Genomic DNA, 24,040 nt, shown 5'->3' on the forward strand with positions numbered 1-24,040 from the left:
CGCGCCGCATGAGCACGGGGGGACTCATCACCATCGCCGGCGGCGACACACCGCCGCTGACCACCGGACGCGAAGCCGCCCGCGAGGCGGCCGAACGCGAGCTGGCCAAGCCCGTCTACCACCAGGACGAGCCGGGGCTCCTCCAGCGCGCCCTGGACCGCTTCTGGGAGTGGCTGGGCGACATCTTCGACCACGCCTCCGGGGCCACCCCCGGCGGCGGCCTCGGCCTGCTCGCCATCGCCCTGCTCGTGATCCTGGCCGCCGCCGCCCTGTGGTGGCGCCTGGGCACCCCCCGCCGCGCCGCCCGCAGCGCCGCGGCCCTCTTCGACGAGGGCCCCCGCAGCGCCGCCGACCACCGCATGGCCGCCGAAGCCCACGCCGCCGCCGGCCGCTGGAACGAAGCCGTCCAGGAACGCATGCGGGCCGTCGTCCGCTCCCTGGAGGAACGCACCCTCCTCGACCCCCGCCCCGGCCGCACCGCCGACGAGGCCGCCGCCGAAGCCGCCCGCTCCCTCCCCGCCCACGCCGACGGCCTGCGCGCCGCGGCCCGCACCTTCGACGACGTCACCTACGGCGGCCGCACCGCCGGCCCCGACACCTACGCCCGCCTGCGCACCCTCGACCTCACCCTGGATCACACGAAGCCGATCCTGACGGACCCCACCCCATGACCGGCCACCCGACCCAGCCCCCACACCCCGACGCCACCCCGGGCGGCGCCCCCGAACCGGCCACCACCGGCCCCGGCACACCCACACCCACCCCCGGCCAAGGTCCCGCCACGCCCCCGGAAGCCACCGCACCTCCGGCCCCCGACAACCGCCCCACCCCGGGCGGCGCCCTCCAACCGGCCGCCACCACGCCCCCCGCAGGCACCGGCACCCCAGCCCAGGAGCCCGCCCCGGGACGCCCCCACACCACAGGAGCCACCCCCGGACCCGCCGCAGGCACCCCGGCCCCCGGCACGGCGACCCCGCCACCCCCGGCCGCCGCCGGCCCCGGCACACCCACACCCACCCCCGGCCAGGGCAAGGGCAAGGCCGCCACCTCCACCGCCCTCGGGCCCGCCCAGCTCTGGGCCCGGGCCCGCGGGCTGCTCCTCGCCCTCGCCGTGCTCCTCGTCGCCGCCGTCGCCCTCGCCGGGCTCCAGGCCGGCGACCACCACGGCCGCCTCGACCCCCGCTCCGCCGACCGCGACGGCAGCCGCGCCCTCGCCCGGCTCCTCGAGGAACGCGGCGTCACCACCCGCGTCGTCACCAACGCCGAGGAGGCCGCCGCCGCAGCCGGCCCCCGCACCACCCTCCTCGTCACCGACCCCGACCTCCTCGGCGCCCCCCAGCGCAGCGCCATCCGCTCCGCCATCGACCTCTCCGGCGGCCGCACCCTCCTCGTCGCCCCCACCGCCACCGCCCTCGCCGAACTGGCCCCCGCCGTCCACACCAAGGGCTTCGCCCGCCGGCGCGACCTCGACCCCGCCTGCCCCCTGCCCACCGCCACCACCGCCGGCCGCGCCGGCACCGGCGACGGCCTGCGCTACGCCACCGACCTCCCCGGAACCACCGGCTGCTACCCCAGCGACGGCCACCCCACCCTCCTGGTCCTGCCCGGCACCACCCGGGGCGGCGACACCGTCCTCCTCGGCTCCGACCAACCCCTCCTCAACCGGCACCTCGCCGAAGAGGGAAACGCCTCCCTCGCCCTCCAACTCCTCGGCTCCCGGCCCGAACTCGTCTGGTACCTGCCCACCCTCGCCGACATGCCCGCCGACGGCCCGGCCCAGGACAAGAGCCTCCTCGAACTCGTCCCCTCCGGCTGGTACTGGGCCCTGCTCCAGCTGTTCGCGGCCGCCGCGCTCGCCGCCCTGTGGAGGGCCCGCCGCCTCGGCCCGCTCGTCACCGAGGACCTGCCCGTCGCCATCCGCGCCTCCGAGACCACCGAGGGCCGCGCCCGCCTCTACCGCAAGGCCGCCGCCCGCGACCGCGCCGCCGACGTACTGCGCGCCGCCGCCCGCGAACGCCTCGCCGCACTGGCCGGCGTACCGCCCGCGCAGGCCCACGACCCGGCGGTCCTGACCGCCGCCGTCAGCGCCCGCCTGCCCGAGCCGCCCGACGCCGCCACCGGACGCGACGTCACCACCCTGCTCTTCGGCCCCACTCCCGCCGACGACGCGGCACTCGTCGCGCTCGCCGACCACCTCGACGCCCTCGAAAGAGAGGTCCGCACCTCATGACGGCCACCACGGACAGCGCCCGCTCCTCCCTGGAAGCGCTCCGCGCCGAGATCGGAAAGGCCGTGGTCGGCCAGGACTCCGCCGTCACCGGTCTCGTCGTCGCCCTCCTGTGCCGCGGCCACGTCCTCCTCGAAGGCGTCCCCGGCGTCGCCAAGACCCTCCTCGTCCGCGCCCTCGCCGCCTCCCTCGAACTCGACACCAAGCGCGTCCAGTTCACCCCCGACCTGATGCCCAGTGACGTGACGGGCTCTCTGGTCTACGACGCCCGCACCGCCGAGTTCTCCTTCCAGGACGGCCCCGTCTTCACCAACCTCCTCCTCGCCGACGAGATCAACCGCACGCCCCCCAAGACCCAGTCCTCCCTCCTGGAGGCCATGGAGGAGCGCCAGGTCACCGTCGACGGCACCCCCCGCAAGCTCCCCGAGCCCTTCCTCGTCGCCGCCACCATGAACCCCGTCGAGTACGAGGGCACCTACCCCCTCCCCGAAGCCCAGCTCGACCGCTTCCTCCTCAAGCTCAACGTCCCCCTCCCCTCCCGCGAGGACGAGATCGGCGTCCTGACCCGGCACGCCGCCGGCTTCGACCCGCGCGACCTGCACGCCGCCGGCATCCGCCCGGTCGCCGGCACGAAGGAACTCGAAGCCGCCCGCGAGGCCGTCACCCGCGTCACCGTCTCCCCCGAGACCACCGGCTACGTCGTCGACATCTGCCGCGCCACCCGCGAATCGCCCTCCCTCACCCTCGGCGTCTCCCCGCGCGGCGCGACCGCCCTGCTGGCCACCTCACGCGCCTGGGCCTGGCTCACCGGCCGCGACTACGTCACCCCCGACGACGTCAAGGCCCTCGCCCTGCCGACCCTGCGCCACCGCGTCCAGCTCCGCCCGGAAGCCGAGATGGAAGGCGTCACCGCCGACTCCGTCATCTCGGCGATCCTCACCCACGTCCCCGTCCCCCGCTGATGGCCCTCACCGGACGCGCCGCCCTCCTGGCGGCCCTCGGCAGCCTCCCCGTCGGCCTCCTCGAACCGAGCTGGACGGGCCTCCTCGCCGTCAACGGCACCCTCGGCCTGGCCTGCGCCGTCGACTACGCCCTCGCCGCACCCGTCCGCACCCTGCGCCTGGCCCGCACCGGCGACACCACGGTCCGCCTCGGCGAGACCGCCGACGTGCACCTGACCCTCACCAACCCCGGCACCCGACGCCTGCGCGCCCACGTCCGCGACGCCTGGCCCCCCAGCAGCTGGATCCCCGGCACCGAAACCGCCGCCTCCCGCCATGAGGTCACCGTCCCCGTAGGCGAACGCCGCCGCCTCACCACCCGCCTGCGCCCCACCCGGCGCGGCGACCGCCGCGCGGCCCGCGTCACCATCCGCTCCTACGGCCCGCTCGGCCTCTTCGCCCGCCAGGGCTCCCACACCGTCCCCTGGACGGTCCGCGTCCTGCCGCCGTTCACCAGCCGCAAGCACCTGCCGTCCCGCCTGGCACGCCTGCGGGAACTCGACGGCCGCACCAGCGTCCTGACCCGAGGCGAAGGCACCGAGTTCGACAGCCTCCGCGACTACGTCCCCGGCGACGACACCCGCTCCATCGACTGGCGCGCCACCGCCCGCCGCCCCAAGGTCGCCGTCCGCACCTGGCGCCCCGAACGCGACCGGCACATCCTCATCTGCCTGGACACCGGCCGCACCTCCGCCGGCCGCGTCGGCGACGCCCCCCGCCTGGACTCGGCCATGGACGCCGCCCTGCTGCTGGCCGCCCTCGCCACCCGCGCCGGCGACCGCGTGGACCTCCTGGCCCACGACCGCCGCACCCGCGCCCTGGTCCAGGGCCGCGCGGCCGCGGACGTCCTGCCGGCCTTCGTGAACGCGATGGCCGGCCTCGAAGCGGAACTGGTCGAGACGGACTCCCGCGGCCTGGTCTCCACCATCCTGCGCAGCGCCCCGCGCCGCTCCCTGGTGGTCCTCCTGACGAGCCTGGACGCGGCCCCGGTGGAAGAGGGCCTGCTCCCGCTCCTCCCCCGCCTCACCCAGCGCCACACGGTGGTCCTGGCCTCGGTGGCCGACCCGCACATCGCGTCGATGGCCGCCGCCCGGGGCTCCGTGGACGCGGTCTACGAGGCCGCCGCCGCGACCCAGACCCAGACCCAGCGCCGCCGCACGGCCGACCAGCTCGCCCGCCACGGCGTCCACGTGGTCGACGCCACCCCCGACACCCTGGCCCCCACCCTGGCGGACACCTACCTGGCGCTGAAGGCGGCAGGCCGGCTCTAGGGGTTGTCCGACTGGATACGCTGACAGAGCACCCACCAGGAGGACACATGGCCGACTTCAGCCCCGAGCAAATGCGCCGTATGCACGACTTCGCGGAGCAGCTCGCGGAGCTGGCCGAACATCAGGAAGATCAGTGGAAGGTTCAGACCACCGATGGTCAGATCTTCCTCACGATGATGAGCCCGACAGCTCCGCACGGGCTCAACGTGATGCGGCTGCGGCGCCAGATCGAGGCCCAGACACCTGACGCCGCGACCCTCAGCGACACGAACATGGCCGATCCCGTGACCGGCCTGACCAAAATCCCCGATCTCTTGGTCATGGCGGACGAAGACACCGATGACACAGCGAAGGCCGTCAACTCACGTGACGTGCTGATGGTGGTGGAAGTCGTCTCCCGAACGAATGCCCTCACTGACATCCGCGACGAGCTGCACGACTACCCGAGGGCTACCCCGCCGACTGGTGAAGCGTGGGCCTGCCACTCGGTACGGCACGGCCCGTAAACGCAGAAAAGCCCCGCACCATGACTGGTGCGGGGCTTTCCCACAATGATTGTTCGGCGGCGTCCTACTCTCCCACAGGGTCCCCCCTGCAGTACCATCGGCGCTGAAAGGCTTAGCTTCCGGGTTCGGAATGTAACCGGGCGTTTCCCTAACGCTATGACCACCGAAACACTATGAAGTTGAACTCAAGCCGGCAAGGCGAGTTCGTTACTTCAGAACTAACACAGTGGACGCGAGCAACTGAGGACAAGCCCTCGGCCTATTAGTACCAGTCAGCTCCACCCGTTACCGGGCTTCCACATCTGGCCTATCAACCCAGTCGTCTACTGGGAGCCTTACCCTCTCAAGGAGGTGGGAATACTCATCTTGAAGCAGGCTTCCCGCTTAGATGCTTTCAGCGGTTATCCCTCCCGAACGTAGCCAACCAGCCATGCCCTTGGCAGGACAACTGGCACACCAGAGGTTCGTCCGTCCCGGTCCTCTCGTACTAGGGACAGCCCTTCTCAATATTCCTACGCGCACAGCGGATAGGGACCGAACTGTCTCACGACGTTCTAAACCCAGCTCGCGTACCGCTTTAATGGGCGAACAGCCCAACCCTTGGGACCGACTCCAGCCCCAGGATGCGACGAGCCGACATCGAGGTGCCAAACCATCCCGTCGATATGGACTCTTGGGGAAGATCAGCCTGTTATCCCCGGGGTACCTTTTATCCGTTGAGCGACGGCGCTTCCACAAGCCACCGCCGGATCACTAGTCCCGACTTTCGTCCCTGCTCGACCCGTCGGTCTCACAGTCAAGCTCCCTTGTGCACTTACACTCAACACCTGATTGCCAACCAGGCTGAGGGAACCTTTGGGCGCCTCCGTTACCCTTTGGGAGGCAACCGCCCCAGTTAAACTACCCATCAGACACTGTCCCTGATCCGGATCACGGACCGAGGTTAGACATCCAGCACGACCAGAGTGGTATTTCAACGGCGACTCCACAACCACTGGCGTGGCTGCTTCAAAGTCTCCCACCTATCCTACACAAGCCGAACCGAACACCAATATCAAACTGTAGTAAAGGTCCCGGGGTCTTTCCGTCCTGCTGCGCGAAACGAGCATCTTTACTCGTAGTGCAATTTCACCGGGCCTATGGTTGAGACAGTCGAGAAGTCGTTACGCCATTCGTGCAGGTCGGAACTTACCCGACAAGGAATTTCGCTACCTTAGGATGGTTATAGTTACCACCGCCGTTTACTGGCGCTTAAGTTCTCAGCTTCGCAACCCCGAAAGGTCACTAACCGGTCCCCTTAACGTTCCAGCACCGGGCAGGCGTCAGTCCGTATACATCGCCTTACGGCTTCGCACGGACCTGTGTTTTTAGTAAACAGTCGCTTCTCGCTGGTCTCTGCGGCCACCCCCAGCTCAGAGAGCAAGTCTCATCACCAGGAATGGCCCCCCTTCTCCCGAAGTTACGGGGGCATTTTGCCGAGTTCCTTAACCATAGTTCACCCGAACGCCTCGGTATTCTCTACCTGACCACCTGAGTCGGTTTAGGGTACGGGCCGCCATGAAACTCGCTAGAGGCTTTTCTCGACAGCATAGGATCATCCACTTCACCACAATCGGCTCGGCATCAGGTCTCAGCCTTATATGAGGGACGGATTTGCCTACCCCTCGGCCTACACCCTTACCCCGGGACAACCACCGCCCGGGCTGGACTACCTTCCTGCGTCACCCCATCGCTTACCTACTACCACCTTGGGCCGGCGGCTCCACCACTTTCCTTTCCCCGAAGGGTCCGGAACGGCTTCACGGCCTTAGCATCAGAGGATTCGATATTGGGCGTTTCAAAGCGGGTACCGGAATATCAACCGGTTGTCCATCGACTACGCCTGTCGGCCTCGCCTTAGGTCCCGACTTACCCTGGGCAGATCAGCTTGACCCAGGAACCCTTAGTCAATCGGCGCACACGTTTCTCACGTGTGTATCGCTACTCATGCCTGCATTCTCACTCGTGAACCGTCCACAACTAGCTTCCGCTGCTGCTTCACCCGGCACACGACGCTCCCCTACCCATCACAACACCCGTTGGGGCTTATTGCTGCAATGACACGACTTCGGCGGTACGCTTGAGCCCCGCTACATTGTCGGCGCGGAATCACTTGACCAGTGAGCTATTACGCACTCTTTCAAGGGTGGCTGCTTCTAAGCCAACCTCCTGGTTGTCTCTGCGACTCCACATCCTTTCCCACTTAGCGTACGCTTAGGGGCCTTAGTCGATGCTCTGGGCTGTTTCCCTCTCGACCATGGAGCTTATCCCCCACAGTCTCACTGCCGTGCTCTCACTTACCGGCATTCGGAGTTTGGCTAAGGTCAGTAACCCGGTAGGGCCCATCGCCTATCCAGTGCTCTACCTCCGGCAAGAAACACACGACGCTGCACCTAAATGCATTTCGGGGAGAACCAGCTATCACGGAGTTTGATTGGCCTTTCACCCCTAACCACAGGTCATCCCCCAGGTTTTCAACCCTGGTGGGTTCGGTCCTCCACGAAGTCTTACCTCCGCTTCAACCTGCCCATGGCTAGATCACTCCGCTTCGGGTCTAGAGCGTGCAACTCAATCGCCCTATTCGGACTCGCTTTCGCTACGGCTTCCCCACACGGGTTAACCTCGCTACACACCGCTAACTCGCAGGCTCATTCTTCAAAAGGCACGCAGTCACGAGGATCCGAAGATCCCGACGCTCCCACGGCTTGTAGGCACACGGTTTCAGGTACTATTTCACTCCGCTCCCGCGGTACTTTTCACCATTCCCTCACGGTACTATCCGCTATCGGTCACCAGGGAATATTTAGGCTTAGCGGGTGGTCCCGCCAGATTCACACGGGATTTCTCGGGCCCCGTGCTACTTGGGAGATGAGCAAGCAAGCCGTACAGATTTCAGCTACGGGGGTCTTACCCTCTACGCCGGACCTTTCGCATGTCCTTCGCCTATCCATACGGTTTCTGACTCGCCTCACAGCCGGCAGACTGTGAAAGCTCATTCCCACAACCCCGCATGCGCAACCCCTGCCGGGTATCACACGCATACGGTTTGGCCTCATCCGGTTTCGCTCGCCACTACTCCCGGAATCACGGTTGTTTTCTCTTCCTGAGGGTACTGAGATGTTTCACTTCCCCTCGTTCCCTCCACATGCCCTATGTGTTCAGGCATGGGTGACAGCCCATGACGACTGCCGGGTTTCCCCATTCGGACACCCCCGGATCAAAGCTCAGTTGGCAGCTCCCCGGGGCCTATCGCGGCCTCTCACGTCCTTCATCGGTTCCTGGTGCCAAGGCATCCACCGTGCGCCCTTAAAAACTTGGCCACAGATGCTCGCGTCCACTGTGTAGTTCTCAAATAACGACCAGCCACCCGTCACACCCTGCCGAAACAGAGCTTTACCGGGGCCGGCACTGAAGACTGACCAAACGGCCGTGCCTTCAGGACCCAACAACGTGCCAAGCACAGTCACTCATCGAATCACGCTTTCCACGCCGAAGCAGTACTCACGACTTCTCAGATCTGACTGTGCCAACTAATCAACGTTCCACCCATGAGCTGACCGTGCAGAACATTTGCCTGCAATCGGTACTGTGCTCCTTAGAAAGGAGGTGATCCAGCCGCACCTTCCGGTACGGCTACCTTGTTACGACTTCGTCCCAATCGCCAGTCCCACCTTCGACAGCTCCCTCCACAAGGGTTGGGCCACCGGCTTCGGGTGTTACCGACTTTCGTGACGTGACGGGCGGTGTGTACAAGGCCCGGGAACGTATTCACCGCAGCAATGCTGATCTGCGATTACTAGCGACTCCGACTTCATGGGGTCGAGTTGCAGACCCCAATCCGAACTGAGACCGGCTTTTTGAGATTCGCTCCACCTCACGGTATCGCAGCTCATTGTACCGGCCATTGTAGCACGTGTGCAGCCCAAGACATAAGGGGCATGATGACTTGACGTCGTCCCCACCTTCCTCCGAGTTGACCCCGGCGGTCTCCTGTGAGTCCCCATCACCCCGAAGGGCATGCTGGCAACACAGGACAAGGGTTGCGCTCGTTGCGGGACTTAACCCAACATCTCACGACACGAGCTGACGACAGCCATGCACCACCTGTATACCGACCACAAGGGGGGCACTATCTCTAATGCTTTCCGGTATATGTCAAGCCTTGGTAAGGTTCTTCGCGTTGCGTCGAATTAAGCCACATGCTCCGCCGCTTGTGCGGGCCCCCGTCAATTCCTTTGAGTTTTAGCCTTGCGGCCGTACTCCCCAGGCGGGGAACTTAATGCGTTAGCTGCGGCACCGACGACGTGGAATGTCGCCAACACCTAGTTCCCAACGTTTACGGCGTGGACTACCAGGGTATCTAATCCTGTTCGCTCCCCACGCTTTCGCTCCTCAGCGTCAGTAATGGCCCAGAGATCCGCCTTCGCCACCGGTGTTCCTCCTGATATCTGCGCATTTCACCGCTACACCAGGAATTCCGATCTCCCCTACCACACTCTAGCTAGCCCGTATCGAATGCAGACCCGAGGTTAAGCCTCGGGCTTTCACATCCGACGTGACAAGCCGCCTACGAGCTCTTTACGCCCAATAATTCCGGACAACGCTTGCGCCCTACGTATTACCGCGGCTGCTGGCACGTAGTTAGCCGGCGCTTCTTCTGCAGGTACCGTCACTTTCGCTTCTTCCCTGCTGAAAGAGGTTTACAACCCGAAGGCCGTCATCCCTCACGCGGCGTCGCTGCATCAGGCTTTCGCCCATTGTGCAATATTCCCCACTGCTGCCTCCCGTAGGAGTCTGGGCCGTGTCTCAGTCCCAGTGTGGCCGGTCGCCCTCTCAGGCCGGCTACCCGTCGTCGCCTTGGTGGGCCGTTACCCCACCAACAAGCTGATAGGCCGCGGGCTCATCCTTCACCGCCGGAGCTTTCCACCGCAGGAGATGCCTCCCGCAGTCGTATCCGGTATTAGACCCCGTTTCCAGGGCTTGTCCCAGAGTGAAGGGCAGATTGCCCACGTGTTACTCACCCGTTCGCCACTAATCCCCTCCCGAAGGAGGTTCATCGTTCGACTTGCATGTGTTAAGCACGCCGCCAGCGTTCGTCCTGAGCCAGGATCAAACTCTCCATGAATGTTTACCGGTAATCCGGTGCACACGCACGAAAGAGCGGGCCAGTCACGGTCGGAATAAGACCGACTGACCACAACGTCCTCGCTGTGTTTGTCGCCTGCCAGTGCCCGAAGGCCCGACAGGTCTTTTTCAAAGGAACCTCATCCACCGAAGTGGACGGGGTATCAACTTCTGGCGTTGATTTTTGGCACGCTGTTGAGTTCTCAAGGAACGGACGCTTCCTTTGTACTCACCCTCGCGGGCTTTCCTCCGGGCTTTCGTTCTTTCTTCGTTTCCGACTCTATCAGACTCTTTCGGGCCCGACTTCCTCGGTGCTTTCCAGGTTCTGCGCTTTCACGCTTTCCCTTTCCGGCGGTTCCGACTCTATCAGAAGTTTTCCACCGGATTTCCCGGCTTCAGTTTCCTGATTCAGAGATGGATGTGCCCCGGTTGAATGCAATTCCTTGGATTCTTGGGGGCGAAGAAGATTCTAAACCATCGCTGCCGAACTTGTCCAGTTCGAGGCAACCGTTCGAATCTACCTCCGCGCGCCGGGTGTGTCAACACCCCTTGCGACGACGAGGAGACTAGCAGCCGAACGGGCTTGTACGCACATCACGCCGCCGTCGGCAGCAGAGCCGTGCGGTCCGCCTCCTCCACGTCGCCCGCCTCGCCGGCGCGCGAGGCGCGGCCGCCCAGGACGAAGACGTACGCCAGGAAGGCTGCCTCGGCGGCCACGCCGATGGAGATGCGGGCCCAGGTGGGCAGGCCCGACGGGGTCACGAAGCCCTCGATCAGACCGGAGACGAACAGGACCACCGCCAGGCCGATGGCCATGCCCAGGGCGGCGCGGCCCTGTTCCGCCAGGGCCACGCGGCGGGTGCGCGGGCCCGGGTCGACGACCGTCCAGCCCAGGCGCAGTCCCGTGCCCGCGGCGACGAAGACGGCGGTCAGTTCGAGCAGACCGTGCGGGAGGATCAGGCCCAGGAAGACGTCGAGGCGGCCCGCCGAGGCCATCAGGCCCAGGCCCACCCCGAGGTTGGCCATGTTCAGGAAGAGGATCCAGAGCACCGGAAGGCCGAGGAAGGCCCCCAGGACCAGGCAGACCGCGGCGGCCTGGGCGTTGTTCGTCCACACCTTCGCGGCGAAGGAGGCCGCCGGGTGGCTGGAGTAGTACGTCTCGTACTCGCCGCCCGGTCGCGTCAGCTGCTTGAGCTGCTCCGGAGCGGCGACGGCGGCCTGGACCTCCGGGTGGGTGGCGATCCACCAGCCGATGAGCACGCCGACGGCCGTGGAGAGCAGCGCCGCCGGTATCCACCAGCGGCGGCTGCGGTAGACGGCCGCCGGGAAACCGGCGGTGAAGAAGCGGGCGGCGTCGCGCCAGCTCGCGCGGCGGGTTCCGGTGACGGTCGAGCGGGCGCGGGCCACGAGCTGGGTCAGCCGGCCCGTGAGCAGCGGGTCCGGGGCGCTCGACTGGATCAGGGAGAGGTGGGTGGCGGTGCGCTGGTAGAGGGTGACGAGTTCGTCGGCCTCCGCGCCGGTGAGCCGGCGGCCGCGGCCGAGGAGCTGTTCGAGGCGGGCCCACTGCGCCTGGTGGGCGGCCACGAAGACGTCGAGATCCATCCGGTTGTCGCTCCCCTGCCCCTGGCCCCGCCCGATACGGCTGTCTGTCCTGCGGTCAGCTTGGCAGACTGGGGTTCCACAGGGGCGGGTCAGGTCGGGGAAAGGTGTGTCCGGTGAGCGGTCTGGTGACGGGGGACGCGGTGGTCCTGGGGCTCCGGCCCGCGCGGCTGCCGAGCCGGGCGCTGGCCTACCTGCTCGATCTGTTCGTGTACTTCACCGGCTACGTGCTGGTGTTCTTCCTGCTGGTCCTCGCGACCTCCGGGCTCGACATGGCGGCGCAGGCGGCCGTGTCGGTGGCGTGTCTGGTGCTGGTGCTGGTCGGGGTGCCGATCGCGGTGGAGACGCTGAGCCACGGGCGTTCGCTGGGGAAGCTGGCGTGCGGGCTGCGGGTGGTGCGGGAGGACGGCGGGCCGATCCGGTTCCGGCACGCGCTGGTGCGCGGGGCGATGGGGGTCGTGGAGCTGCTGATGGTCTTCGGGACGGTGGCGTGCATCGCGTCGCTGGTGTCGGAGCGGGGGCGGCGGCTCGGGGACGTGTTCGGGGGAACGCTGGTGGTGCGGGAGCGGGTGCCGGGGACCCGGGTGCTGCCCGTGCCCCCGCCGCCGCCGTGGCTGGCCGGGCGGTTCGCGGGGCTGGACCTGTCGGCGGTGCCCGACGGGCTGTGGCTGGCGATCCGGCAGTACCTGACGCGGATGAACCAGCTGGACCCGCACACGGCCGCGGTGATGGCGGCGCGGCTCGCGGACGACGTGGTGGCGCGGACCGGGGCGCCGGCGCCGGCCGGGGTGCCGGCGGCCGCGTTCCTGATGGCCGTGGTGCACGAGCGGCAGTCGCGGGACGCCGCCCGGGCCTTCGCCACCGCGAGCGGGCCGGCTGCCGCGCCCGTGGCGTACGGGGGGCCGCCGGTGGTGCCCGTCGCCTCGCCGGCTGCGCCGGTGGCGGCTCCCGTACAGCCGGTGGAGCCGGTACGGCCTGCGGCGCCCGCCGAGCCGGCCCGGCCTGCGTCCGGGTTCGCGCCGCCCGGTTAGTCCTCGAACTCGTCGGACTCCTCGGACTCCTCCGAGAAGGTCGACGGCGGGGTTTCCAGGTGTTCGAGTTCGATGCCCGGGGCGGAGAGGACCACGTCGCCGGCGATGTGGACGGTGTGGACCTCGCCCGTGTCGAGGGCGGTGACCTGGTACTCGTCCACGACGAGCGGGCCGCTGTCGGTGGGGTGCTCGGCGCGGGAGCGCAGGGCCCAGGCCTGGTCGACGGTGCGGGGGGCGAGGACCGGGTCGGTGAGGGCGACGAGGCGGATGCGGGTCGCGGGGGCGCCGGGGGTCAGGCGCAGCAGGCGGGCCGTGGCGATGAGGAAGGCCGGGGAGGTGCCGGTGAAGCCGGGGGCGGCGACGTTGCCCTCGGTGGCCTCGGTGCCGGTGGGGTCGGTGCGGACCCAGGTGACGCCGTCGATGGCGGCGCCGCGGACCTGCCAGCTCGATGCGTTGACCTCGAGGCGGATGGGGCGGCCGAGGGTGTCGACGGCGAGGTCGAGGGAGCCCCGGTGGTCGCCGCCGGGGGAGGTGGTCTGGGAGACGTACCGCCAGCCGGAGGGGCCGGGGGCGCAGTGGAAGTGCTCCTCGCCGAGGGGGGTGTGGTCGTGCGGGTCGTGGAGCGAGTAGCGGCCGCGGGGCATGGGCTGTGGTCCTTGGCTGACGTACCGGGTGCGTATGGGGCAGGCCCCCCGGCACGGGTGCCGGGGGGCCTGCTTCAGTGTGCGCGATCCGCTGGGTGCGGATCAGTAGCGGTAGTGGTCGGGCTTGTACGGGCCCTCGACCTTGACGCCGATGTACTCCGCCTGCTCCGGACGGAGCGTGGTCAGCTTGACACCGAGGGCGTCGAGGTGGAGACGGGCGACCTTCTCGTCCAGGTGCTTGGGCAGCACGTAGACGTCGGTCGGGTACTCCTCGGGCTTGGTGAACAGCTCGATCTGCGCCAGCGTCTGGTCCGCGAAGGAGTTCGACATCACGAAGGACGGGTGGCCCGTCGCGTTGCCCAGGTTCAGCAGACGGCCCTCGGACAGCACGATCAGGACCTTGCCGTCGGGGAACGTCCAGGTGTGGACCTGCGGCTTGACCTCGTCCTTGACGATGCCCTCGACCTTGGCCAGACCCGCCATGTCGATCTCGTTGTCGAAGTGGCCGATGTTCCCCACGATCGCCTGGTGCTTCATCCTGGCCATGTCCGAGGCCATGATGATGTCCTTGTTGCCCGTCGTGGTGATGAAGATGTCCGCCGTCTCCACCACGTCGTCCAGGGTGGCGACCTGGTAGCCGTCCATCGCCGCCTGCAGCGCGCAGATCGGGTCGATCTCCGTCACGATGACCCGCGCACCCTGGCCGCGCAGGGACTCCGCGCAGCCCTTGCCGACGTCGCCGTAACCGCACACGACCGCGACCTTGCCGCCGATCAGCACGTCGGTGGCCCGGTTGATGCCGTCGATCAGGGAGTGGCGGCAGCCGTACTTGTTGTCGAACTTCGACTTCGTCACCGCGTCGTTCACGTTGATCGCCGGGAAGAGCAGGTCACCGGACTGCATCATCTCGTAGAGACGGTGGACACCGGTGGTGGTCTCCTCCGTCACGCCGCGGATCTCGGACGCGAGCTGGGTCCACTTCTGGGGGGACTCGGCGAGCGTGCGGTTGAGGAGGGTCAGGATGTGGCCGTACTCCTCGGAGTCCGCCGTGGACGGGTCCGGGGCCGCGCCGGCCTTCTCGAACTCGACGCCCTTGTGGACGAGGAGGGTGGCGTCACCACCGTCGTCGAGGATCATGTTCGGGCCGCCGGTGGGGGTGTTCGGCCAGGTCAGCGCCTGCTCCGTGCACCACCAGTACTCCTCCAGCGTCTCGCCCTTCCAGGCGAAGACCGGGACGCCCTGCGGGTTCTCCGGGGTGCCGTTCGGGCCGACGGCGATGGCGGCGGCCGCGTGGTCCTGGGTGGAGAAGATGTTGCAGGAGGCCCAGCGGACGTCGGCGCCGAGGGCGACGAGGGTCTCGATCAGGACGGCGGTCTGCACGGTCATGTGCAGGGAGCCGGTGATGCGGGCGCCGGCCAGCGGCTGCGCCTCGGCGTACTCCCGGCGGATCGACATCAGACCCGGCATCTCGTGCTCGGCCAGGGTGATCTCCTTGCGGCCGAAGGCGGCAAGGGAAAGGTCGGCGACCTTGAAGTCCATGGGTGCTGCTCCTCATGGGTCGAGAGGTGGGTACGGCTGAGCCGCGCACGGGCGGGCCGGTGCGCCGAGCACAGTCCGTCGCGGGGTCCTCTCTCCCCTCGGCCGGTCGCGAGGACCGCCCGACCGCCATCAGCAGCGACGCCTGACACTGATGACGAATCTACACCGATCGGCGCAGCGGCCCCCAGCCCGCGGGGGAGAAGTAGTGCCGTGTTTCCGGGCCGTCCGGCGGAGTGTTCGGGGCCTTTCGGACTTTTGATCCACTCCTCGGGTGGGGGAGGATGCCGTTGGACCGACCCCTGGTGCGAAGGAGATTCCACGTGAGTACGACGGCCGGCTCTCCCGGTGGCGGGGGCGCGGACGGCGCGAAGCGGCTGAAGCTGCTCGCCGTCACCGCGTGCCCCACGGGGATCGCGCACACCTACATGGCAGCGGAGAAGCTCCAGCAGGCCGCCGCCGAGCTCGGCGTGGACATGAAGGTGGAGACGCAGGGTTCCATCGGGGCGGAGAACGTGCTCTCTGACAACGATGTCAGAGAGGCGGACGGGATCATCATCGCCGCCGACAAGGAGGTCGACCGGGCGCGGTTCGCCGGCAAGCGGGTCCTGTCCACGGGCGTCGCGGACGGGGTGCACCGCCCGGAGGAACTGATCGAGCGGGTACGGACGGCTCAGGTGCAGGAAGGCACGGCCGTGGCGGCCGGGGGCGGCGGCCGGGATCGCAGCGTGGCGTACAAGGCGCTGATGAACGGCGTCTCCCACATGATCCCGTTCGTCGTCGTGGGCGGTCTGCTGCTCGCCGTCTCGATCGCGCTGGGCGGGCACTCCACGCCCAAGGGCATCGAGTTCGACAAGGACTCGTTCTGGTTCTACGTCAACCAGCTGGGCGGCCTCGGCTTCAAGCTGATGCTGCCGATCTTCTCGGGCTACATCGCCCACGCGCTCGGCGACCGGCCCGCGCTCGTGCCGGGCATGATCGGCGGGTTCCTGGCCGCCGACGCGGTGAACATCTACGGGGCGGACGCCAACGCGGGCTTCCTCGGGGCCATCGCCACCGGTTTCCTGGCCGGCTACCTGGTCGTGTGGATCAAGAAGGTCAAGGTCCCCCGGTTCGTCCAGCCGATCATGCCGATCATCGTGATCCCGATCGCGTCGACGCTGGTGCTCGGGTTGTTCTACATCTACGTCATCGGTCAGCCGATCTCGTGGCTGTTCACGCACCTGACCGGCTGGCTGAACGGGATGACCGGCTCCAGCGCGGTCATCCTCGGCGCCCTGATCGGCCTGATGATCGCCTTCGACATGGGCGGCCCGGTCAACAAGACGGCTTTCCTCGTGGCCGTGGGCCTCATCGGCACCAACAACGCCGTCATGGGCATGGCCGCCGCCGCGATCCCGGTGATGCCGCTCGGCCAGGGCCTGGCGACGCTGCTGCGCCGCAGGCTCTACACCGGCCAGGAGCGGGAGGCCGGGATGGCGGCCCTGTTCATGGGCTTCTTCGGCATCTCGGAGGGGGCGATCCCCTTCGCCGCGGCACGGCCCGCGCAGGTCATCCCCGCGAACATGCTCGGCGGGGCGGTGGCCGGTGCGGTGGCGGGCGTGGCGGGGGTGGGGAACTCCGTGCCGCACGGCGGTCCGGTCGTCTCGCTGTTCGGTGCGATCAGCGGTGTGGCGATGTTCTTCATGGCGATCGCCATCGGCACGGCGGTGACCGCGCTGACGACCAACGCGCTGATCGAGCTCAAGGGCCGCAAGGCCGGCCCGGCGGGGGCCGGGGCCGCGGCGCGGGTGCCCGAGCCGGTGCTCGCCGGGGCGGCTGCCGGGGCGGGCGGTACGGCCGTGGCCCCGGCCGCCTCCCCGGCCGGCGCCGCCGCGGCTGCCGGGGAGGCGGAGGTGCTGTCCGGCTACCTGACGGAGCGGACCGTCAGGACGGAGCTGGCGGCCGGCTCCAAGGAGGCGGCGATCCGGGAGATGGCCGAGATGCTCGCGACCACCGGCAACGTCCGCGACGTGGCGGAGCTGGTGCGGGTCGCGCTCGCCCGGGAGGCGCAGGGCACGACCGGTCTCGGTGAGTCGATCGCCATCCCGCACGCCAAGACCGACGCGGTCGTGCGCCCCACGGTGGGCTTCGCCCGGTCCGGCGAGGGCATCGAGTGGGGTGCGCTGGACGGCACGAAGGCCCGCCTGGTCTTCATGATCGCGGTGCCGGAGGCCGCGGCCGGGGACGAGCACCTGAGGATCCTGGCGCTGCTGTCGCGCAAGCTGATGGACGGCGGCTTCCGGGACCGGCTACGGTCCGCGCCCGACGGGCCGGCCGTCCTGGAGCTGCTGCGCGAGATCCGGTAGCCGCCGTCCCCGCCGCGTCCGTCCGCCGGGCCCCGTACCGCCGCGGTACGGGGCCCGGCGGCCTGGGGGCAGTGTCCGAATCGGTATGTACGGACCTGGCGCACCGGGCCCCCGGCGGCGTTCGGGGCGTCGCCGTCGACCTACGATGCAAGGCAGGTACATCGGAAGGGACGAAATGACACACAGGCCAGGACGCAGGCGCGGGATCGCGGCGATCGTCCTGCTGGTGCTCGGAGCGGTCATCCTGGGAGGGGTGACGGTGGCGAAGGCCGTGAACCCTCCGGCTCGCTACTCGGAGGGCAAGGCGGCCGGCTGGCAGATGGCGCCTACCTACACCGACGGGGAGAGCATCTACCTGGAGCCGGTGGACACGGGCAAGCTCCGGCGGGGCGACGTCGTCCTCGCCTCCGTTCCGTGGTCCCTGCACAAGACGCAGATGAACCGGGTCATCGCCGTGGGCGGGGACCGCATCCGGTACAAGCCGAGCAGCAAGACCAGCGGCCAGTACCGTCTGGTGCTCAACGGTGATCCGCTGGACGAGCCGTACCTGGAGCAGTGGAAGAACCCTTCGGCGGTGGCCTTCGACGTGACGGTGCCCGAGGGGTACGTGTTCCTGATGGGCGACAACCGGATGAACTCGGACGGCTCGCAGTACGCGAACAACGGGCCGGTTCCGGCGGACCACGTCTGCGCCAAGGTCGTGATGTACCCGATGGCGAAGCTGGCCGTGTGGGGGCAGGTGGCCGGTGCGCTGGTGCTGCTGGCCGGCGCGGTGCTGGCGTTCGTGTCCCGGCGGGCCCGCAAGCGGGCCGCCGCCGCCCCGGCGGCCCCGGAGGCGCCGGAGGCGCAGGCGTCCGAGCCGGTCGCGGCGGCAGCAGCGGCACCGGCCGGCGGTGAGAGCGCGGACGCGCAGTCCTAGGGCCTTCCCCTGCGGCGAACGCCCCCGCGGCTCGTGGTGAGCTGCGGGGGCGTTCGTGCGTCCGGTGCGGGCCGGTGGGGCGGGCGGGTCAGCGGCCGTCGGCCTTGGCGGCCTCGGGGTTGTAGATGTCCGGCTCCAGGTAGATCACGCGGGCGATCGGGACGGAGGCGCGGATGCGGGCCTCCGCGGCGTTGATGGCGTTGGCCACCTCGGTCGCGGTGTCGTCGTGCTGGACGGCGATCTTGGCGGCGACCAGCAGCTCCTCGGGGCCGAGGTGCAGGGTGCGCATGTGGATGACGCCGGTGACGGTGTCCCCGTCGACGAGCGCGGCCTTGATCTTCTCGACCTCGGCCGTGCCGGCGGACTCGCCCAGCAGGAGGGACTTGGTCTCCAGGGCGAGGATGACGGCGATGGCGATCAGCAGGGTGCCGATGCACAGGGTGCCGATGCCGTCCCACACGCCGTCGCCGGTGATCAGGGCGAGGCCGACGCCGAGGAGGGCGAGGACGAGGCCGACGAGGGCGCCGAGGTCCTCCAGCAGGACCACGGGCAGCTCGGGGGCCTTGGCGCTCTTGATGAACTGGCCCCAGGACTGGCTGCCGCGGGTCTCGTTGGACTCCTTGATCGCGGTGCGGAAGGAGAAGCCCTCCGCGATGACCGCGAAGACGAGGACGCCGACGGGCCAGTACCAGGACTCGATGGGGTGCGGGTCGTGGATCTTCTCGTAGCCCTCGTAGATGGCGAACATGCCGCCGACGGTGAAGAGGACGATGGAGACGAGGAAGGCGTAGATGTAGCGCTCGCGCCCGTACCCGAAGGGGTGCTGCGGGGTGGCCTCGCGCTGGGCCTTCTTGCCGCCGAGGAGGAGCAGCCCCTGGTTGCCGGAGTCGGCGACCGAGTGGACGCTCTCCGCGAGCATCGACGAGGAGCCGCTGAAGAGGAATGCCACGAACTTGGCCACAGCGATGGCCAGGTTGGCGGCGAGTGCCGCCACGATCGCCTTGGTGCCGCCCGACGCGCTCATGGGTGGTGGATGTCCTTTCCTGGCCACTGGCTACGGCCGCACATTGTTGCAGCTGCCCGTACGGCCGACGTCACGTCAGACGACCACGGTGGCACGGAAAATGGTGCCGCTTCCGGACAGTTCGACCTTTTCGCCCGCGGGGACGAATACCGACTCGCCCGGGACGAGGGCCAGTTCGCCGGCGCGCGGGTTGCCGGCGGTGCAGAGCAGGATCTGCGGGGTGGTGTCCGGAAGGGTGCGGGGGGCGCCACCGGGGGCCAGGGCGAAACGGGAGAGGCGGAACTCGTCGATGGGGGTCTCGTAGACCTCCTCGCCGTCTCCCTCGGGGCGCAGGACGCCGGGGGCGCTGGGCTCGAAGACGACGACCTTCAGCAGCTCGGGGACGTCGACGTGCTTGGGGGTGAGCCCGCAGCGCAGCACGTTGTCCGAGTTGGCCATGAGTTCGACGCCGAGGCCGTCGAGGTAGGCGTGCGGGATGCCGGCGCCGAGGAACATGGCCTCGCCGGGCTGGAGCCGGACGTGGTTGAGGAGCAGGGCCGCGATCACGCCCGGGTCGCCCGGGTAGTCGTGGACGAGGCCCGCGTACGGGGCGTACGGGCCGCCCAGGCGCTCGGCGGCGGCCGCGGTCTCGGCGACGGTGTGGGCCATCTCCTCGCGGTCGGCGGTGAGGACGGCGGTCAGGACCTCGCGCAGGGCCGCGTCCTCGGGGTGGGCGCGCAGCAGGTCCACGTACGGCTTCAGGGAGTCGACGCCGAGGCCTTCGAGGAGGTCGGCCGCCTCCAGCGGCGGGCGGAAGCCGCACAGGCCGTCGAAGGGGGTGAGGGCGCAGATCAGTTCGGGCTTGTGGTTGGCGTCCTTGTAGTTGCGGTGGGCCGCGTCGACCGGGACGCCGCGGCGCTCCTCGTCCTCGAAGCCGGCCTTCGCCTGGGCGAGGTCGGGGTGGACCTGGAGGGAGAGGGGGGCGCCGGCGGCGAGGACCTTCAGGAGGAACGGCAGGGCGGGGCCGAACTTCGCGACGGCGGCGGACCCGAGTTCGCCCTCCGGGTCGGCGGCGATGACGGCCGACAGGGTGGTCTCGCCGGCTCCGCGGTCGAGGCGGGAGGGGGCGCCCGGGTGGGCGCCCATCCACATCTCGGCCTGGGGTTCACCGGTGGGCTCGACCCCGAGGAGGGCCGGGATCGCGGTGGTGGAACCCCACACGTAGGGGCGGATCGTGTTCGTCAGGCGGTCCATCGTCGTCTTCCTGGAGCTGGTGCGGTGCGGGCACGGATGCGTGCCTCAGCTGTGTCCCCGGGCCGCCAGCGCCAGGTAGGCGGTGGCGAAGTCGGTGACGGCGAGGAGTTCGGCGAGCTGTTCCAGCTCCCCGCCCTCCTCCGGTTCGAGCTCGCTGACGGCCGTGTCGTGGCTGAGGGCGAGCTCGCGCGCGGCCGGTGCGGCGGAGAGTCCGCCCGTGGGCCGGTCGCGCAGCAGTACGACGCGGGCGCGCAGGGCCTGGGGCTCCTCGACGCGGTCGCGGAAGAAGTCGTCGGGGTCGGCCCCGGCGGCGAAGGCGCCGGAGAGCAGGACGCCGTGCGCGGGCAGGGCCTCGGGGAGGTCGGCGGCGAGCGCGGGGCGGCCGGCGAGTTCGGCGAGGGTCGCGGCGAAGCGGCGGCCGGCCGGACCGGCGCCGGTGCCCTCGCTCCAGATGAGGGGGAGCGAGTCGGCGAGTTCGGCGGCGAGGGTCTTGGCCGGGTTGGAGTAGGTGGCGATGGCCGGGCCGCAGCGTTCCGCGGTGCGGTCGAGGCGGTCGGCGACGAGCTGGAGGGTGTCCGGGGCGGCCGCGATCAGCCCGACCTTGTCGAGGAGCACCAGCAGCGGGGTGAGCAGGGCCCACAGGGCGCCGGGTCCGGCGGCGGCCGATTCGTCGTACTCCTGGTACGGGGCCTTGGCCATCGGTACGAGGAGTCCGTGGGCGCCGTCGACGGTCTCGCTGAGCGGGGAGCGCTCGGGGGCGACGGCGACGACGGTGCAGCCGCGCCGGTAGGCCTGTTCGGCGAGGACGCCGAGGCCGGGCTCGGTGCCGTCGGTGGTGGCGATGAGCAGCAGGTCCACGGGGCCCGCCCAGCCGGGCAGGGCCCAGCGCAGCGCCCCGGCGGCGTGCGCGACGCCGGTGGGGTGCAGGCGGGTCACCGGGGCGGAGGCTCCGGCGAGGGCGCCGAGGAGGTCGGCGACGCCTCTGGCGGCGGTGCCGGGGCCGGCGATGAGCACGGCGCGGGGTCGCCCGTCGGGGCGCAGGTCCGCGAGGCCGGCCTCGGTGGCGTGCCGGGCGGCGGTGCGCACTCTGGCCCCGGCCTCGGCGGCGCCGCGGAGCAGGCCGCGGCGGTCGGCACGGGCGAGATCGTCCGGTGCGTCGAGGAGTGACTCGTCGAGCATGGGGGCCTCCGGCGGTGTTGACGGATCCAGGCTGGTCGAGCGGGGCGGGGCCGGGTCAGGCGGGTCGGCGGGCCTCGTCGACGAGGAGGACCGGGATGCCGTCGCGGACCGGGTACGCGAGGCCGCAGTCCTGGCCGGTGCAGATCAGCTCGGGGCTGGTCTCGTCCGCCGAGTTGTCCTGGAAGGGGGCGTGGCAGGCGGGGCAGGCGAGGATGTCGAGCAGGCCGGCTTCGAGCGGCATGGGGCGGTGTCCCTTCGGGGGGTGCGGATTGGGCGAGGTCAGCGTACCGCCGAGTCACTGGGCGTGCGGCTCGGCGGTGGTTCGTGGGCCCGCCCGGGTCGGGGCCCCGCCCCGGGGTGGTCTGGTGCGCCACCCGCGGGGGGGCGGCGCCGCTGCGGGGTTCTCCCCCGGTTCGCGGCGCCCCACACTCCCCCGGCCACCGGTGCTCCCGGGCGGGGCCGGATCCGGCCCCGCCCGTGTTCGCGTCAGGCGCGGACCAGGGCCAGGACCTCGTCGCGGATCTTGTCGAGGGTGGCCGCGTCGCGGGCCTCGACGTTGAGGCGCAGGAGCGGCTCGGTGTTCGAGGGGCGGAGGTTGAACCACCAGTCGGCGGCGGAGACGGTGAGGCCGTCCAGCTCGTCGAAGGTGACGCCGTCCTGGCCGGCGTAGGCGGCCTTGACCTCGGCGGTGCGGGCGGCCTGGTCGGCGACGGTGGAGTTGATCTCGCCGGAGCCGACGTAGCGGTCGTAGGAGGAGACCAGCTCGGAGAGCGGGCCCTCCTGGCCGCCGAGGGCGGCGAGGACGTGGAGCGCGGCGAGCATGCCGGTGTCCGCGTTCCAGAAGTCCTTGAAGTAGTAGTGCGCGGAGTGCTCGCCGCCGAAGATCGCGCCGGAGGTGGCCATCTCGGCCTTGATGAAGGAGTGGCCCACGCGGGTGCGGACGGGGGTGCCGCCGTTCTCGCGGACGACCTCCGGGACCGACCAGGAGGTGATCAGGTTGTGGATGATCGTGCCGGTGCCGCCGTTGCGGGCCAGCTCGCGGGCGGCGACCAGGGCGGTGATGGCGGACGGGGAGACGCCCTCGCCGCGCTCGTCGACGACGAAGCAGCGGTCGGCGTCGCCGTCGAAGGCGAGGCCGAGGTCGGCGCCCTCGGCCTTCACGCGCTCCTGGAGGTCGACGATGTTCTTCGGGTCGAGGGGGTTGGCCTCGTGGTTGGGGAAGGTGCCGTCCAGCTCGAAGTACATCGGGACGAGGTCCAGCGGCAGGCCCGCGAAGACGGTGGGGACGGTGTGGCCGCCCATGCCGTTGCCCGCGTCGACGACGACCTTCAGCGGGCGGATCGAGGTGAGGTCCACGAGGGACTTCAGGTGCTCGGCGTAGCCGGGGAGGCTGTCCAGCTCCGTGACGGTGCCCGGGACGGTGCCGGCGGGGATCTCGGGGGCGCCCTCGTCGGTCCACTTCTCGGCGAGCTCGCGGATGGTGGCGAGGCCGGTGTCCTGGCCGACCGGGGCGGCGCCGGCGCGGCACATCTTGATGCCGTTGTACTGGGCCGGGTTGTGGGAGGCCGTGAACATGGCGCCGGGCAGGTCCAGCTTGCCCGAGGCGTAGTACAGCTGGTCGGTGGAGCACAGCCCGATGAGGGTGACGTCGACGCCGCGGGCGGCCGCGCCGCGGGCGAAGGCGGCCGACAGGCCGGGCGAGGAGGGCCGCATGTCGTGGCCGACGACGATCGCGCTCGCACCGGTGACCTGGACGAACGCCGCACCGAACAGTTCGGCCAGCGGCTCGTCCCACTCGTCCGGTACGACGCCGCGGACGTCGTACGCCTTGACGATGTTCGAAAGATCTGCGGCCACTGCCTGCCCTCCTGAGGTTTCCGTGCGGTGGGGCAAACCTACCTTGTACGGAGAGTGGCTTTTCAGACGATCTGGGTGTCAGGAGTCGGGCGAGCGGAGGACGCGCAGGTGTCCGCGGCGCGTCTCGCCGGGCGCCGGGCCGCTCCCCGCGGAGCCTCCCGCCTCGGCCGCGCGGTCGGGCGGACGGGCCGCCTCACGGACGGCGTTGGCCAAGGCTTCGAGGTCGTCGCCGGTGCGCGCGGAGGGGCCGGAGCCGTCCGACAGGCGGACGACTTCCCAGCCGCGCGGGGCGGTCAGGCGCTCGGAGTGCTCGGCGCACAGGTCATAGCAGTGGGGTTCGGCGTAGGTGGCGAGCGGACCGAGAACTGCGGTCGAGTCGGCGTAGACGTACGTCAGTGTGGCGACGGCAGGGCGGCCGCACGCGGTGCGCGAACAGCGACGTACAAGGCTCACGACGTTGGACGGTACCGCACTCTTGACCGGGCCGCGACGACTCGCCCCC

17 protein-coding genes and 3 rRNA genes are annotated in these 24,040 nt (G+C 69.6%); 8 read left to right on the forward strand and 12 right to left on the reverse strand.

Going from position 1 to position 24,040, the window contains the following annotated elements:
• The first annotated feature begins 8 nt into the window (after positions 1-8).
• The 5 genes from BX286_RS14995 to BX286_RS15015 are packed head-to-tail and all read left to right on the forward strand — an operon-like array spanning position 9 to position 5,005.
• Positions 9-671 carry a DUF4129 domain-containing protein gene (locus BX286_RS14995; RefSeq protein WP_121015159.1) on the forward strand — a complete coding sequence of 221 codons (663 nt, stop codon included), beginning with the start codon at positions 9-11 and terminating at the stop codon, positions 669-671.
• Positions 668-2,230: a DUF4350 domain-containing protein gene (locus BX286_RS15000; protein WP_315974723.1), complete on the forward strand. Its 1,563-nt coding sequence runs from the start codon at positions 668-670 to the stop codon at positions 2,228-2,230. Before BX286_RS14995 ends, BX286_RS15000 begins: the two co-directional genes overlap by 4 nt.
• Complete coding sequence (locus BX286_RS15005; protein ID WP_121015161.1) at positions 2,227-3,189, forward strand: MoxR family ATPase; 963 nt, start codon at positions 2,227-2,229, stop codon at positions 3,187-3,189. The genes BX286_RS15000 and BX286_RS15005 overlap by 4 nt, the downstream gene beginning before the upstream one ends.
• The gene (locus tag BX286_RS15010) at positions 3,189-4,499 is read left to right on the forward strand and encodes a DUF58 domain-containing protein (protein ID WP_121015163.1); all 1,311 of its coding nucleotides are present in this window, start codon (positions 3,189-3,191) and stop codon (positions 4,497-4,499) included. The genes BX286_RS15005 and BX286_RS15010 overlap by 1 nt, the downstream gene beginning before the upstream one ends.
• Before the next feature lie 47 nt (positions 4,500-4,546).
• Positions 4,547-5,005 (forward strand): Uma2 family endonuclease, encoded by a 459-nt coding sequence (locus BX286_RS15015; RefSeq protein ID WP_079427471.1) that lies wholly within the window; start codon positions 4,547-4,549, stop codon positions 5,003-5,005.
• 51 nt (positions 5,006-5,056) lie between these two features.
• Here the strand turns inward: BX286_RS15015 and rrf are convergent.
• From rrf to BX286_RS15040, 4 genes are all read right to left on the reverse strand, one after another.
• Positions 5,057-5,173: ribosomal RNA gene (gene rrf / locus BX286_RS15020) — 5S ribosomal RNA — on the reverse strand.
• A gap of 74 nt (positions 5,174-5,247) precedes the next feature.
• Positions 5,248-8,364: ribosomal RNA gene (locus BX286_RS15025) — 23S ribosomal RNA — on the reverse strand.
• A gap of 279 nt (positions 8,365-8,643) precedes the next feature.
• Positions 8,644-10,169, reverse strand: a 16S ribosomal RNA gene (locus BX286_RS15030).
• Together the 16S, 23S and 5S rRNA genes form the textbook arrangement of a ribosomal RNA operon.
• Positions 10,170-10,762: 593 nt before the next feature.
• Positions 10,763-11,770: a stage II sporulation protein M gene (locus BX286_RS15040; protein ID WP_079427473.1), complete on the reverse strand. Its 1,008-nt coding sequence runs from the start codon at positions 11,768-11,770 to the stop codon at positions 10,763-10,765.
• A gap of 113 nt (positions 11,771-11,883) precedes the next feature.
• Between BX286_RS15040 and BX286_RS15045 the strand changes: the two genes are divergently transcribed.
• Complete coding sequence (locus tag BX286_RS15045) at positions 11,884-12,798, forward strand: RDD family protein (RefSeq protein WP_187344142.1); 915 nt, start codon at positions 11,884-11,886, stop codon at positions 12,796-12,798.
• On the opposite strand, the gene BX286_RS15050 is transcribed toward BX286_RS15045, so the two are convergent.
• Together BX286_RS15050 and ahcY are read right to left on the reverse strand one after the other, a co-directional pair.
• Positions 12,795-13,442: a hypothetical protein gene (locus BX286_RS15050; protein ID WP_079427475.1), complete on the reverse strand. Its 648-nt coding sequence runs from the start codon at positions 13,440-13,442 to the stop codon at positions 12,795-12,797. The two genes, BX286_RS15045 and BX286_RS15050, sit on opposite strands and share 4 nt — an antisense overlap.
• A 102-nt stretch (positions 13,443-13,544) precedes the next feature.
• On the reverse strand, positions 13,545-14,981 hold the full coding sequence (gene ahcY, locus BX286_RS15055) for an adenosylhomocysteinase (RefSeq protein WP_079427477.1): 1,437 nt from the start codon (positions 14,979-14,981) through the stop codon (positions 13,545-13,547).
• Positions 14,982-15,301: 320 nt separating this feature from the next.
• Here ahcY and BX286_RS15060 point away from each other — a divergent pair, with 320 nt between their 5' ends.
• Positions 15,302-17,326, forward strand: a complete 2,025-nt coding sequence (locus BX286_RS15060; RefSeq protein ID WP_261993429.1) for a fructose-specific PTS transporter subunit EIIC — start codon at positions 15,302-15,304, stop codon at positions 17,324-17,326.
• A gap of 175 nt (positions 17,327-17,501) precedes the next feature.
• Positions 17,502-18,245, forward strand: coding sequence for a signal peptidase I (lepB, locus tag BX286_RS15065; RefSeq protein WP_187344143.1), 744 nt, complete (start codon positions 17,502-17,504; stop codon positions 18,243-18,245).
• Positions 18,246-18,333: 88 nt separating this feature from the next.
• Here lepB and BX286_RS15070 read toward each other — a convergent pair whose 3' ends face one another.
• From BX286_RS15070 to BX286_RS15095, 6 genes are all read right to left on the reverse strand, one after another.
• The gene (locus tag BX286_RS15070; protein WP_079427482.1) at positions 18,334-19,269 is read right to left on the reverse strand and encodes a cation diffusion facilitator family transporter; all 936 of its coding nucleotides are present in this window, start codon (positions 19,267-19,269) and stop codon (positions 18,334-18,336) included.
• Between the two features lie 75 nt (positions 19,270-19,344).
• A complete protein-coding gene (gene manA, locus BX286_RS15075; protein ID WP_121015168.1) occupies positions 19,345-20,502 on the reverse strand; it encodes a mannose-6-phosphate isomerase, class I in 1,158 nt (385 codons plus the stop codon).
• Positions 20,503-20,547: 45 nt separating this feature from the next.
• Positions 20,548-21,681: an SIS domain-containing protein gene (locus BX286_RS15080; RefSeq protein WP_079427486.1), complete on the reverse strand. Its 1,134-nt coding sequence runs from the start codon at positions 21,679-21,681 to the stop codon at positions 20,548-20,550.
• A 55-nt stretch (positions 21,682-21,736) separates the two neighbouring features.
• Positions 21,737-21,922 (reverse strand): Trm112 family protein, encoded by a 186-nt coding sequence (locus BX286_RS15085; RefSeq protein ID WP_121015170.1) that lies wholly within the window; start codon positions 21,920-21,922, stop codon positions 21,737-21,739.
• Between the two features lie 245 nt (positions 21,923-22,167).
• A complete protein-coding gene (locus BX286_RS15090) occupies positions 22,168-23,538 on the reverse strand; it encodes a phosphomannomutase/phosphoglucomutase (protein ID WP_079427490.1) in 1,371 nt (456 codons plus the stop codon).
• 78 nt (positions 23,539-23,616) lie between these two features.
• On the reverse strand, positions 23,617-23,991 hold the full coding sequence (locus BX286_RS15095) for a DUF3499 domain-containing protein (RefSeq protein ID WP_079427492.1): 375 nt from the start codon (positions 23,989-23,991) through the stop codon (positions 23,617-23,619).
• Positions 23,992-24,040: the final 49 nt, after the last annotated feature.

This window comes from Streptomyces sp. 3211.6, from assembly GCF_003634815.1.
GTDB lineage: Bacteria > Actinomycetota > Actinomycetes > Streptomycetales > Streptomycetaceae > Streptomyces > Streptomyces katrae_A.

Bases quoted from the DNA above. Each gene is read 5' to 3' on its own strand.
- BX286_RS15015 (WP_079427471.1), top strand. From the start codon at position 4,547: ATGGCCGACTTCAGCCCCGAGCAAATGCGCCGTATGCACGACTTCGCG.
- BX286_RS15040 (WP_079427473.1), bottom strand. From the start codon at position 11,770: ATGGATCTCGACGTCTTCGTGGCCGCCCACCAGGCGCAGTGGGCCCGC.
- BX286_RS15070 (WP_079427482.1), bottom strand. From the start codon at position 19,269: ATGAGCGCGTCGGGCGGCACCAAGGCGATCGTGGCGGCACTCGCCGCC.
- BX286_RS15005 (WP_121015161.1), top strand. From the start codon at position 2,227: ATGACGGCCACCACGGACAGCGCCCGCTCCTCCCTGGAAGCGCTCCGC.
- BX286_RS15080 (WP_079427486.1), bottom strand. From the start codon at position 21,681: ATGCTCGACGAGTCACTCCTCGACGCACCGGACGATCTCGCCCGTGCC.
- lepB (WP_187344143.1), top strand. From the start codon at position 17,502: ATGACACACAGGCCAGGACGCAGGCGCGGGATCGCGGCGATCGTCCTG.
- BX286_RS15085 (WP_121015170.1), bottom strand. From the start codon at position 21,922: ATGCCGCTCGAAGCCGGCCTGCTCGACATCCTCGCCTGCCCCGCCTGC.
- BX286_RS15000 (WP_315974723.1), top strand. From the start codon at position 668: ATGACCGGCCACCCGACCCAGCCCCCACACCCCGACGCCACCCCGGGC.
- BX286_RS15050 (WP_079427475.1), bottom strand. From the start codon at position 13,442: ATGCCCCGCGGCCGCTACTCGCTCCACGACCCGCACGACCACACCCCC.
- BX286_RS15010 (WP_121015163.1), top strand. From the start codon at position 3,189: ATGGCCCTCACCGGACGCGCCGCCCTCCTGGCGGCCCTCGGCAGCCTC.
- manA (WP_121015168.1), bottom strand. From the start codon at position 20,502: ATGGACCGCCTGACGAACACGATCCGCCCCTACGTGTGGGGTTCCACC.
- ahcY (WP_079427477.1), bottom strand. From the start codon at position 14,981: ATGGACTTCAAGGTCGCCGACCTTTCCCTTGCCGCCTTCGGCCGCAAG.
- BX286_RS14995 (WP_121015159.1), top strand. From the start codon at position 9: ATGAGCACGGGGGGACTCATCACCATCGCCGGCGGCGACACACCGCCG.